The organism is Micromonospora mangrovicola (genome assembly GCF_047200535.1).
Classification (GTDB): Bacteria; Actinomycetota; Actinomycetes; order Mycobacteriales; family Micromonosporaceae; genus Micromonospora.
The window spans coordinates 68,518-80,493 of the sequence record NZ_JBJZOG010000022.1; the positions used below are offsets into that span (position 1 = coordinate 68,518).

General features: G+C 73.6%; 9 protein-coding genes. 5 read left to right on the plus strand and 4 right to left on the minus strand.

Annotation, left to right across the window (positions count from 1 at the left end; genetic code table 11):
- Positions 1-53 precede the first annotated feature (53 nt).
- Complete coding sequence (locus ACL02O_RS11980) at positions 54-1,661, plus strand: trypsin-like serine protease (RefSeq protein ID WP_412818091.1); 1,608 nt, start codon at positions 54-56, stop codon at positions 1,659-1,661.
- A 56-nt stretch (positions 1,662-1,717) separates the two neighbouring features.
- A complete protein-coding gene (valS, locus tag ACL02O_RS11985) occupies positions 1,718-4,282 on the plus strand; it encodes a valine--tRNA ligase (protein ID WP_412818092.1) in 2,565 nt (854 codons plus the stop codon).
- A gap of 117 nt (positions 4,283-4,399) precedes the next feature.
- On the opposite strand, the gene ACL02O_RS11990 is transcribed toward valS, so the two are convergent.
- The 4 genes from ACL02O_RS11990 to ACL02O_RS12005 are packed head-to-tail and all read right to left on the minus strand — an operon-like array spanning position 4,400 to position 7,853.
- Entirely contained in the window at positions 4,400-5,110 is a 711-nt protein-coding gene (locus ACL02O_RS11990; protein WP_412818093.1) for an ABC transporter permease, read from the minus strand.
- A gap of 1 nt (position 5,111) precedes the next feature.
- Positions 5,112-6,065 carry an ABC transporter ATP-binding protein gene (locus tag ACL02O_RS11995; RefSeq protein ID WP_412818094.1) on the minus strand — a complete coding sequence of 318 codons (954 nt, stop codon included), beginning with the start codon at positions 6,063-6,065 and terminating at the stop codon, positions 5,112-5,114.
- Entirely contained in the window at positions 6,062-6,946 is an 885-nt protein-coding gene (locus tag ACL02O_RS12000) for an ABC transporter permease (protein WP_412818095.1), read from the minus strand. Before ACL02O_RS12000 ends, ACL02O_RS11995 begins: the two co-directional genes overlap by 4 nt.
- On the minus strand, positions 6,939-7,853 hold the full coding sequence (locus tag ACL02O_RS12005) for an ABC transporter ATP-binding protein (protein ID WP_412818096.1): 915 nt from the start codon (positions 7,851-7,853) through the stop codon (positions 6,939-6,941). Before ACL02O_RS12005 ends, ACL02O_RS12000 begins: the two co-directional genes overlap by 8 nt.
- Positions 7,854-8,054: 201 nt before the next feature.
- On the opposite strand from ACL02O_RS12005, the gene ACL02O_RS12010 reads away from it, so the two are divergent.
- The 3 genes from ACL02O_RS12010 (at position 8,055) to cysC (ending at position 11,811) form a co-directional block, all read left to right on the plus strand.
- Positions 8,055-9,587 (plus strand): glycosyltransferase family 2 protein, encoded by a 1,533-nt coding sequence (locus ACL02O_RS12010; RefSeq protein ID WP_412818097.1) that lies wholly within the window; start codon positions 8,055-8,057, stop codon positions 9,585-9,587.
- 47 nt (positions 9,588-9,634) lie between these two features.
- Positions 9,635-10,162, plus strand: coding sequence for a DM13 domain-containing protein (locus ACL02O_RS12015; RefSeq protein ID WP_412818098.1), 528 nt, complete (start codon positions 9,635-9,637; stop codon positions 10,160-10,162).
- Between the two features lie 119 nt (positions 10,163-10,281).
- Positions 10,282-11,811, plus strand: coding sequence for an adenylyl-sulfate kinase (cysC, locus tag ACL02O_RS12020; protein ID WP_412818099.1), 1,530 nt, complete (start codon positions 10,282-10,284; stop codon positions 11,809-11,811).
- Positions 11,812-11,976 lie beyond the last annotated feature (165 nt).

The window sequence follows — 11,976 nt, forward strand, 5'->3', positions numbered from 1 at the left end:
TCCAGGGTGACGGACCGATCGGGCAGCGCCGAACGACACGGGGAGGTTAGGGCGTGCGGATCCGACGACGGGTGATTCTCGCGGCGGCTGTGGTGGTGGGCACGGTGGGCGCGGCGACCGCAGTCGCGGCGACCCGGCCGACCGAGGTGGACACGGTGCCCACCGCGTCCTCGGTCAGCGGCACGCAGGCGCGCACGTCGGCCCCGGCCGGCGCGGCGACCACCTCGGCGGACGCGCCGTCCACGGCGGCGCACGGCGGCCGCGCCGGCCGCGGCACGCCGGCGTCCGGCGCGGGCCTCCGGTCCGTGGCCGCCACCGCCCGGCCGGTGGCGGAGGTGGCGCAGGACGCGCCCGCGTCGGTGTCGTACCTCGCCGGCCGCTACCGCGTCTCCCGTGACGAGGCGGCCCGGCGGGTCGCCCTCCAGGAACTCTCCGCGTCGCTCGCCGCGTCGCTGGCCGCCGGCTTCCCCGACACGTACGCCGGGATGTGGCTGGACCAGGCCCACGGCGGCGTGCTCACCATCGGGGCGACCAGCACCGCGCCGATCGCCACGGCGGTCGCCGGGCTGCCCGACGCCGCCCACATGAAGGTGGTGCCGGTCCGGTACCCGCTGCGTCGGCTCACCGAGGCGGCGGCCCGGCTGGCCGCCGACCTGTCGGTGACCGCCGGCACCGACGTGGTGGTCGACGAGCAGGCCAACGAGGTCGTGGTGTTCACGGGCGACGTGCTCGCCGCCGACGACGCCCGGCTGGCCGGGGCGCTGGCGGCCGCCGGGGTGCCGGCGCGGGCGCGGCTCCGGAAGGATCCGTCGGCGATCCTCAAGTCCTGCGACCCGCGCTACTGTGCCCAGGCGCCGATGCGGGGCGGCATCCGGCTCGACATCCCGCGTGACGACGGCACGGTGGGCGGCTGCACCAGCGGGTTCAACCTGCGGGCCAGCAACGGCGCGTACTACGTGCTCACCGCCGGGCACTGCGTGGTGGGCGGCCGGCACCAGCACGTCGACCAGACCTGGCACCAGTTCCTCGGGCCGAAGGTGCCGGTGGGCGTCGAGTCCACCAGCCCGGTGCTGGCCGAGAACACCACCCTGCCGAACGACTACGCGGCGCTGCCGTACCAGGCCGACGCCCGTGACCTGTGGGCGTACCCGCAGCGACCCACCACCGACGCGCCCAGCCTGGTGAACTACTGGTGCGTGGCGGACAACCCGGCCTGCGCCACCAGCGGCAGCCACGACGTGAACGTCACCGGGGTCACGCCGTACGGCTCGGTGCAGACCGGCTGGATCGCCTGCGCCACCGGCTCCGCGTACACCCCGAAGGCCGGCGAGACGTACGTCGACTCGGGCGCGGGCGCGGGGTACGTTCCTGGCACCCGCTGCGGCGAGATCATCTCAACGGCGGGCGGCGGCATCACCGTGCGGGTCTGCGCCCGGCCGGGCGACAGCGGCGGCCCGCTCTTCACCGAGTCCGACGGGAAGGCGCTGGGCATCCTGCACGACGGCGACCCGGGCAGCGGCCCGTGCACCAACCCGGACGAGAAGAACACCTACGCACCGGTCTCGCTCATCGTGGACCGGCTGAACGCCCGCACCGGTCTCGGCTTCCAGGTCACCACCCGGGGTCCGCTGCGCGAGCCGATCGCCTCGTCGAACCGCTAGTAGCGCCGGGGCGCAAACCAGTGGGTCCGGCCGGGCCGCCCGCCTAGGATCGACGGATGACCGATACGGCGAGGACGGCCCGCGCCGGCGTCCCCGAGCGTCCCACTCTGGACGGCATCGAGGAAGCCTGGGCGCGCCGCTGGCAGGAGGAGGGCACGTACGCGTTCGACCGCACGAAGGAGCGGCAGGACGTGTACGCGATCGACACCCCGCCGCCGACCGTATCGGGCGAGCTGCACATGGGGCACGTCTTCTCCTACACACACACCGATACGGTGGCCCGGTTCCAGCGGATGCGCGGCCGGACGGTCTTCTACCCGATGGGCTGGGACGACAACGGCCTGCCCACCGAGCGGCGGGTGCAGAACGTGTACGGCGTGCGCCCCGACCCGGGCCTGCCGTACGACCCGGACTGGGTCCCGCCCGCCGCCCCGGTGAGCGAGGCGGTCCGGAAGAACCCCGTCTCGATCTCCCGGCGCAACTTCATCGAGCTGTGCGAGACGCTGACCGCGGAGGACGAGAAGGTCTTCGAGGCGCTGTGGCGGCGGCTCGGGCTCTCGGTCGACTGGTCGCTCACGTACACCACCATCGGGCGGCTGGCCCGGGCGACCAGCCAGCGGGCGTTCCTGCGCAACCTGGCCCGGGGCGAGGCGTACCAGGCCGAGGCGCCGACGCTCTGGGACGTCGGTTTCGCCACCGCGGTCGCACAGGCAGAGCTGGAGGATCGGGAGCGGCCCGGGGCGTACCACCGGCTGCGGTTCCACGCGCCGGGCGGCCGGGAGGTGCTGATCGACACCACCCGGCCGGAGCTGCTGCCGGCCTGCGTGGCGCTGGTCTGCCAGCCCGGCGACGAGCGGTACGCGGACCTGGTCGGCAGGTCGGTGCGCAGCCCGGTCTTCGGGGTCGAGGTGCCGGTGCACGCGCATCCGCTCGCGGACCCGGCCAAGGGCACCGGCATCGCGATGGTCTGCACTTTCGGGGACCTGGCCGACGTGACCTGGTGGCGGGAGCTCCAGCTCGACACCCGGGTGGTGATCGGCCGGGACGGCCGGCTGCTGCCCGAGCCGCCGGCCGGCGTGCCCGCCGAGCCGTACGCGGCGTTGGCCGGGCAGACCGTGAACGGCGCCCGGCGGACGGTGGTGGAGCTGCTGACCGACGCGGGTGACCTGGTCGGCGAGCCGCGCCCGATCACCCATCCGGTGAAGTTCTACGAGAAGGGCGACCGGCCGCTGGAGATCGTCTCCACCCGGCAGTGGTACCTGCGCAACGGCGGGCGCGAACCCGAATTGCGGGAGGAACTGCTGGCCCGGGGCCGCGAGCTGCGTTGGGTGCCGGAGCACATGCGACACCGCTACGAGCACTGGGTGGCCGGTCTGACCGGTGACTGGCTGGTCAGCCGGCAGCGCTTCTTCGGGGTGCCGGTGCCGGTGTGGTACCGGCTCGACGACGCTGGCGAGCCGGACTGGGCACAGCCTCTCACACCGGACGGGTCGGCGCTCCCGGTCGACCCGTCCAGCGAACCTCCGCCGGGCTACCAGGAGGCGCAGCGCGGGCTGCCGGGCGGCTTCGTCGGTGACCCGGACGTGCTGGACACCTGGGCCACCTCGTCGTTGACCCCGCAGCTCGTCGCTGGTTGGGAGACCGACGCGGACCTGTTCCGCCGGGTCTTCCCGATGGACCTGCGCCCGCAGGGGCACGACATCATCCGGACCTGGCTGTTCGCCACGGTGGTCCGGTCCCACCTGGAGCACGGCGTGCTGCCCTGGCGGGACGCGGTGCTCTCCGGCTGGATCCTCGACCCGGACCGGAAGAAGATGTCCAAGTCCAAGGGGAACGTCGTCACCCCGATGGACCTGCTCGTGCAGCACGGCTCGGACGCGGTGCGGTACTGGGCGGCCAACGGCAAGCCCGGGATGGACCTGGCCTTCGACCAGGCGCAGATCAAGGTGGGCCGCCGGCTCGCCACCAAGCTGCTCAACGCGTCGAAGTTCGTTCTCGGGCTGGGCGCCGCCGACGCGCTGCGCGCTCCGGCCACCGAGCCGCTGGACGCCGCGATGCTCGCCGAACTCTCCGCAGTGGTCGCCGCCGCCACCAGCGCCTTCGACGGATACGACCACACCGCCGCGCTGATGGCCGCAGAGGCGTTCTTCTGGCGGTTCTGCGACGACTACATCGAGCTGGTGAAGGAGCGCGCCTACGGCACCGGGCCGGGGGCGGACTCGGCCCGGGCGGCGCTGGCGACCGCGCTGTCGGTGCAGTTGCGGCTCTTCGCGCCGGTGCTGCCCTTCGTCACCGAGGAGGTCTGGTCCTGGTGGCGGTACGGCTCGGTGCACCGCGCGACCTGGCCCACCACGTACGAGGTGGGTCGGGCCACCCAGGGGCCGGGCGACCCGGAGCTGCTACGGCTGGCCGCGGACGCGCTGGGGCAGGTGCGCCGGGCCAAGTCCGAGCGGAAGCTGTCGATGAGGGCGGAGGTGCCGCTGGCCGAGGCGCTCGGCCCGGCCGCCCTGCTCGACCGGCTCACGCTGGTCGCCGACGATGTCCGCGCGGCCGGCCGGATCGCGAAGCTCGACCTCCTCCCCGATCGCACCACCGAACTCGTCATCGCCTGCGCCTTCTGACCCCACCCACCCCACCCCGAGATCCGCAGTGATTCACGGAAAGAGTGGCCTCGGCGGCGCGAATGGCCACTCTTTCCGTGAATCAGCGGCCTACGGGCAGGGGTGGGGCGGGTGGGGTCAGCTCGTTTCGCCGGCCACGCTGAACGAGCGGAGGCGGTCGATGGCCAGCACGGTGGAGCCGACCGCCACCAGGGCGGTGAGGATCCCGGCGACGGGGACCGAGACGGTGGTCCCGAGCAGGCCGGTGGGGGCCATCCGGTCGGTCAGGGCGATCACCCACTGCTGGATGGAGAGCACCTTCGTGCCATCCACGAACCGGCCCAGCAGCCCTTCCCAGATCAGCACGTAGACCAGGCCGAGCAGCACCGGCCGGCGGGTGAGCAGGCTCAGCGCCAGGAACAACGCGGAGTAGGCCAGCGCGCCCAGCGCCGATCCGGCGGCGAGCGCCAGGCCGAGGCGGACCGAATCGGCGAGCACACCCGCGACGTAGAGCGGGACGGCGACGGTGGCCGCGCTGACCCCGGCCGCCACCGCCAGCTTGGGCAGCACGATCTGCCAGCGCGGCAACGGCTTGGTGAGGATGTGCACCACCGTGCCGTCGTCGATCTCGGCGCCGAGCACGCCGGTGCCCACGATCAGCGCCACCACCGGCAGCACCACGGCCAGCCCCAGCCCGACCAGCACCGGCGGGCCCCAGTGCCTCGGGTCGACGCCGAGCGAGCGGGAGACGATCGCGAGCACCAGCAGCACCGCGGGCAGCGGGAGCAGCAGCAGGAACCGGCGCCGGCCGAAGAGCCCGCGCGCGGTGATCCAGGTAACCGTCGACATGTCAGGCCCCCACCAGGTAGGAGAAGACGCTCTCCAGCGATTCGTCCTCGGGCGTCAGCAACCGGACCCGGACGCCCCGGGCCAGCGCGATCTTCGGCAGCGCCCGGGTGAAGGCGCCGTAGTCCCCGGCCCGGACGGTCAGCCCGTCCCGGCCCAACTCCACTCCGGTCACCGACGCCTCGGCGATCAGCGCGACCGCGAGGGCCCGGTCGTCGGTGGAACTGACCCGGAAGACGTGCGGCCGGTTGGTCATCAGCCGGCGGATGGTCCGGTAGTCACCGGAGGCGGCCAGCCGCCCGGCGACCATCACCTGCACGGTGCCGGAGACCTGCTCGACCTCCTCCAGGATGTGCGAGCTGAACAGGATGGTCCGGCCGGCGTCGCCGAGCCGGTGCAGCAGGGCCATCATGTGCAGCCGCTGCCGCGGGTCCATCCCGTTGAAAGGCTCGTCGAGCAGCAGCACCGTCGGATCGTGCACCAGCGCGGCGGCCACCCGGGTCCGCTGCCGCATACCCTTGGAGTACGTGCCGATCCGCCGGTCCTGGGCGTCGGCCATCTCGACCAGGTCGATGGCCCCGCGGGCCGCCGCCTCCGGGTCGGGCAACCGGTGCAGCTTCGCGCTGGCCAGCACGAACTCGTACCCGGTGAGGAAGGTGTGCACCGCCTCCCGCTCGCTGACCAGGCCGAGACGCCGGTAGACGCCCGGGTTGCGCCAGGTCGGCTCGCCGTCCAGGGTGACCGTGCCGCGGGACGGGGCGAGGAATCCGGCCATCATGTGCAGCAGGGTGGTCTTTCCGGCACCGTTCGGTCCGAGCAGGCCGGTCACGCCCGGCCCGAGCCGCATGGTGACGTCGTTGACCGCCACCACGTTGCCGTACCAGCGGGACACGCCGGCGAGGTCGAGGGCGGCGGCCGTGGCCGACGGGGCCGCCACCTCCGCGCTGATCGTGGTCATCGGGCGGCCACCTTCCGGTATCGCAGCAGCAGCAGGGTGACGCAGGCGGCGACCAGCAGCACCGCGACGGCCCCGTAGACCGGGCCGAAGTCGCCGATCGGGACACCGCCGCCCCGCCCCTCCGGCACCAGCAGGTCACCGAGCGCCCAGGTGCCCACCCCGGCGACCAGCGTCGAGGGCGAGGCGAGGAAGGCCAGCTCGTTGACCGTCCGGGACGGCATGATCGACAGTACGCCGACGATCGGCGCGGTCATCAGGAAGACCGCCACGATCCCGCCGGCGGCGAACGCCCGCTTGCCGGTCAGTGAGGCGATCAGCAGGCCGATCGACGCGAAGACCGCCGCCCAGAGCCCGGCGTAGAGCAGACCGGGCAGCAGGTCGAGCAGCTCGTCCCAGACCCCACCCATGCCGCTGTCGGTGGTGAACGCGGCGCCGAGGAACATCACCAGCTGCGGTCCGCCGAGCAGCAGCCACAGTGCGGTCATCAGGCTGAGCAGCTTGGCCAGCGCGTAGTCGCCGCGCGGCAGCGGCCGGGAGAAGTAGAGCGGCAGCACCCCGCTGCGCAGGTCGCGGGAGACCAGCTCGGGGGCGGCCACCGCGACGAACAGGATGACCAGCCAGCTCATCGCGTCGGCGAACTGGGCGTACGTCCACACCACCTGGCCGATCTGGCTGCGGACCGCGGTGATCCCCGCGGCCACCACGGTGACGATGCCGACCACGAGCCACGGGAAGATCTTCGACTTGGCGCTGCGGCCCAGCCCGAAGACGGTGCGCAGGCCGTGGCCGTAGAGCGCGCCGAACACCTGCCGGCGGCCCAGTCGGGGGCCGGTGTAGCGCTGGTACCCGATGTCGTGGATGACGCCGGTCGGGTCAGGCATGGCTGGGCTCCCTCGTGGCGAAGAGTTCGGCCACCCGGTGCCGGCGCTGGTCCAGCCGGTGCAGCGGCAGGTCCAGCTCGGCGACCGCGCCGAGGATCTTGTCGTACGTGCCCTCGTCGGCGAGCGGGACGAGCAGCATCCGGCCCTCCCGGGTGACCGGCAGGGCGAGCGCGGCGAGCCGGGTGGCCAGCTCCTCCGTGCCCTCGCTGACCTCGACGGCGAGCACGTCGGTGGCGGAGGTCATCGCGGCGACCCGGTCGGCGCGCAGCAGCCGGCCGCCGTCGATGGCGACCAGCGTGTCGCAGATCCGTTCCACCTCGCCGAGCAGGTGCGAGCAGACCAGCACGGAGATGCCGAACTCGGTGCCGATCCGGTGGATGAGGCCCAGCATGGCGTCCCGTCCGGCCGGGTCGAGGCCGTTGGTCGGCTCGTCGAGCAGCAGCAGGTCGGGGTCGTGCACCAGCGCCTGGGCCAGCTTGACCCGCTGCTTCATGCCGGTGGAGTAGCCGCCGACGGCGCGGTGGCGCTCCTCGTGCAGCCCCACGTGGCGCAGCGCCTCGGAGGCCCGTTCCCGGGCGACCGTGCGCGGCAGGCCGCTCATCCGGCCCAGGTGGGTGACCAGTTCGGCGGCGGAGAGGTCGGGCGGCAGGGCGTCGTGTTCGGGCATGTAGCCGACCCGGGCCCGGACGGCCGCCGGATCGGTGGTGGGGTCGAGGCCGAGCACGGAGACCCGACCGCTGGTCGGGGCGAGCAGGCCCAGCAGGATCTTGATGAGGGTGGACTTGCCGGCGCCGTTCGCACCGACCAGCCCGATGATCCCCGGCTCGACCGACACCGTGAGGTCGGTCAGCGCGGTGACCCGACCTCCGTACGTCTTGGTCAGCGACTCGGTCGCGAGCAGTGTCACGACCCCCAGCGTAGGTAGTCGCGGCGGTTCATGGGACCGACTGCGACCCCGGCGATTCCCTGATCCCCGGCGATTCGGCCCCTAGGTGTCACCGCCCGCGGTGAACTATTGGTAACCAACATTGCAACCGGGGCAGCCGCTCCGGCGTCCATCATGGAAAGCTGTCGTTGCCGGCCCGGATCGATCAAATCAAGGACACGGATGACCCTCGACGCGGCCTGTCCCAAGGTGAGCGTGGTGGTGCCCACCCACAACTGCGGAACACACATCGAGCGGCTCGTGGCGTCGTTGTCACGCCAGTCGCTGCCACCCGCGGAGTTCGAGGTGATCTTCGTTGACGACGGGTCGACCGACACCACCCCGCGCCGCCTGGCCGAACTGGCCGCCGCCCACCCGCACTTCCACGTGGTGCACCAGGAGAATTCGGGGTGGCCGTCCCGGCCGCGCAACGTCGGCGCGGAGCGGGCCCGGGGCGAGTACGTCTTCTTCGCCGACGACGACGACTGGTTCGCGGACGAGGCGCTCGAACGGCTGTACGCCTGCGCCCGCACGTACGACGCCGACATCGTGGTCGGCAAGATGGCCGGACACCGGCGCGGCGTCCCGCGGGAGCTGTTCCGCAAGAACCGGTTCGACGCCACTCTGGCCAACGCCCCACTGATCGACAGCCTGACCTGCCACAAGTTGTTCCGCCGCGCGTTCCTGGACAAGCACGAGCTGCGGTTCCCGGAGGGTCCGCACCGCCGGTTGGAGGACCACCGCATGGTCGTGCGGGCGTACCTGCTCTCCGGGCGGACCTGCGTGCTCGCGGATTACACCTGCTATCACCACCAGCGCCGCACGGACGCGGGCAACGTGACCGCCAACCGGCTCGACCCGGCGGAGTACTACGCCGGGCTGCGCGGGGCGCTCGACATCGTGGACGCCCACGTTCCGCCCGGCGCGCTGCGCGACCGGCTGCACCGGCGGTGGCTGCGCAACGAGATGGTGGAGCGGCTGCGCGGACGCCGGATGACCGACGCGCCGCAGGACTGGATCGAGCAGGTCGCCGGGGAGATCCGGCAGATCATCCGGGAACGGTTCGCCCCGGGGGTCGCCGCCGGCCTGCCGCCGCTGCACCGGGCCATCGCGGCCCTCGCCGAACAGGGTCGGGTGGCGGACCTGCACCGGTTGGCCGAGTGGGAGGCGGGCGTCCGGGCGTGCGGTTCGGTGCGGCGCTGGAAGGTCGTGGGGACGACCCTCGCGGTCACCGTCGAAGCCGAGCTCCGGGCCGGGGACGAGCCGATCTGGTTCGGCGCCGACGGCAGGGACCTGCCGGTGTTCCCGGTGGACGGCGTCGAGCCGCCGCCGGGAGCCGCCCCGGCCGGCCGGCCGAAGGTGGACCTCGTCGTCCGGAACCGGGAGACCCAGGAGGAGGTCTTCCTGCCGGTCAGCGTCGACACCGAGCGCGTACCGGAGGGGGATGTCCTGCGGATCCGGCACCGGGCGACCGCCACGGCGGACCTCGCCGCGCTGAACGGCGGCCGGACCCGAGGCACCTGGCAGCTCAAGGCCCGGGTGACCGGCGCGGGGTGGACCCGGGACGTCCGGCTGCCGCTGCTCGTGCACTGCGCCGCGGACGGCGCCCCGCCCCGGGTGGAGGACGAGCGGGCGTTCTGGTCCCGGCTCCGCCGGGCGGTGGCGCGCCGGCTGGGCCGCCGACCGGCCCTCCCGGCGGCGGTAATGGTTCCGTAAGCGCACGCCCCGGTGACCGGCGCCACCCGACGCGGAAGACTCGGCGCATGCTCACCCGTCTGGTCCACGCGCCGCTGACCTGGATCGTGGTCGCCGTGATCGGGGCCGGGACCGCGTTCGGGCTGTTCTGGTTCCAGCCCTGGAAGCTGGTCACCGACACCGAGGTGCACGAGACGCTCAGCGAGGTCGGCGCCGGCCCGTCGGCCGGGCCCGGCACGCCGGCGCTGGTCAGCCGGGGCGATTTCGTCACCCACGAGCACGAGACCCGGGGCAGCGCCCGGATCGTCCGTGCCGCCGACGTTCGGTACCGGCTGGAACTGGTCGGACTGGACACCTCGAACGGTCCGGATCTGCACGTCTGGCTGACGGATCAGCCGGTTCGCACCGGCCCGTCCGGTTGGCGCGTCTTCGATGACGGACGCCACGTCGCGCTTGGCGCGCTGAAGGGGAACCGGGGCGACCAGGCGTACGAGATCCCGGCCGGAATCGGCCTCGCCGGGCTGACCAGCGTGGCCATCTGGTGCGAGCGGTTCGCCGTGTCGTTCGGCGCCGCTCCGCTCGCCCCGGCGGGCTGACCCGACGGCCCGGCCGCTCCCCGCCCGCTCCCCCGCCGGCGACCGCGAGGGGAGTGGCGCTCTCGACCGATCGCCGGTCGGCTGAGAAACTGTGGGCCGGTCGGCGAGTTGGGGGTTCGATGAGCAACGGGTGGGTGCTTCCCGAGGATGTGCTGCGGGACGCGCCGACGTACGCACCGCGCACCGGTGAGCTGGCCGATCTGGAACTGCTGCTGACCGGAGCGTACGCCCCGCTGACCGGGTTCATGAGCCGTGCCGACCTGGCCTCGCTGAGCCGGCGCGGGCGGCTCGCCGACGGCACGCCCTGGCCGGTGCCGGTGACCCTGCAGGTGCCGGCGGCGCTGGCCGAGCGGCTGATGCTGGGCGACCCGCCGCAGCGGGCCCTGGTGCTCACCGACGGTGAGGGCGCCCCGGTGGCCGCCATGGACGTGACGGACGTCTGGCCGGTCCGCGAGGGGATCGCCGGCGTGGGTGGCACGGTTCGCCGGCTGGGTGACGGTGGGCACGGGCCGTTCCAGCGACTGCGGCGCAGCCCCGAGGAGATCAAGGCGCTGCTGCCCCCGGGCCGGGTGCTCGGCGTCTTCGCCGATCGTCCGCTGCACCGGCCGCAGCTCGCGCAGATCGCGCACGCCGCCCGTACCCTGGGCGCGCACCTGCTGGTGCTGATTCCGGCGGGCGAGGAGGCGACCGGCGGGCTGCCGCCTGAGGCGCTGGTCCGCTGCGTGTTCGCGGCCCGGGACCGGATGCCCCCGGCCACCCTGGTGGCGGTGCCGCTGGCCCGGCGCCGGGACGAGATCAGCGACGCCCTGCTGCGCGCCCGGGTGGCCGCCGCGTACGGGGTGACCCACCTGCTCTCCACCGAGGGCATGCTCTCCGGGGCCGGGCTGCGGGTACTGGTGCCTCGGGAACTGGCGTACGACAACCGGGACGGGCAGTGGCGCTGGCGGGAGGACATCCCGCCGCGCAACCGGCGGCTCGCGCTCAGCCAGGAGGAGATCGACGACCTGCTGGACCGGGGCTTCCCGCTGCCCGAGTGGCACACCCCGCCGGCGGTGGCCAAGGAACTGGCCCGCGCCCGCCCGCCGCGCCGGCACCGGGGCCTGGTGGTCTTCCTGACCGGCCTCTCGGGCTCCGGCAAGTCGACCATCGCCCGCGGGTTGGCCGACGTGCTCCGCGAGATCGGCGATCGCACCATCACTTTGCTCGACGGGGACGTGGTGCGCCGGGAGCTCTCCGCGGGGCTGGGCTTCAGCAAGGCCGACCGGGACGCCAACGTCCGCCGGATCGGCTGGGTGGCGGCCGAGATCGCCCGGCACGGGGGCGTCGGCATCTGCTGCCCGATCGCCCCGTACGCGGCGGCCCGGGCCACCGCCCGGGAGATGGCGCACGCCGCCGGGGCCGGCTTCCTGCTGGTCCACGTGGCCACCCCGCTCGCCGTCTGCGAGCAGCGCGACCGCAAGGGCCTGTACGCCCGGGCCCGGGCGGGCCTGCTCACCGGGATGACCGGCATCGACGACCCGTACGAGGAGCCGACCGACGCCGACCTGGTGGTGGACACCACGGACCTGACCGTCGAGGAGGCGGTGCAGCGGGTGATGGACCACCTGACCGAGACCGGTTGGGTGGAGCCCCGCCTCCAGTCCACCTGATCCTCCGCGCCACCCGACCGGAGGGGGGGGGGGGGGGGGGGGGGGGGGGGGGGGGGGGGGTTTGTGGGGGGGGGGGGGGGGGGGGGGGGGGGGTTGGTAGCCTGGGGGGGGGGGGGGGGGGAAGGAGAGCCGGCAAAGCCACACACCAACACACCAAAGTGCTGC

What these genes read in the sequence shown, in the direction of transcription:
- ACL02O_RS11990 (WP_412818093.1), bottom strand. Translation starts at nt 5,110, where the DNA reads ATGTCGACGGTTACCTGGATCACCGCGCGCGGGCTCTTCGGCCGGCGC.
- ACL02O_RS12000 (WP_412818095.1), bottom strand. Translation starts at nt 6,946, where the DNA reads ATGCCTGACCCGACCGGCGTCATCCACGACATCGGGTACCAGCGCTAC.
- cysC (WP_412818099.1), top strand. Translation starts at nt 10,282, where the DNA reads ATGAGCAACGGGTGGGTGCTTCCCGAGGATGTGCTGCGGGACGCGCCG.
- ACL02O_RS12015 (WP_412818098.1), top strand. Translation starts at nt 9,635, where the DNA reads ATGCTCACCCGTCTGGTCCACGCGCCGCTGACCTGGATCGTGGTCGCC.
- valS (WP_412818092.1), top strand. Translation starts at nt 1,718, where the DNA reads ATGACCGATACGGCGAGGACGGCCCGCGCCGGCGTCCCCGAGCGTCCC.
- ACL02O_RS11995 (WP_412818094.1), bottom strand. Translation starts at nt 6,065, where the DNA reads ATGACCACGATCAGCGCGGAGGTGGCGGCCCCGTCGGCCACGGCCGCC.
- ACL02O_RS12010 (WP_412818097.1), top strand. Translation starts at nt 8,055, where the DNA reads ATGACCCTCGACGCGGCCTGTCCCAAGGTGAGCGTGGTGGTGCCCACC.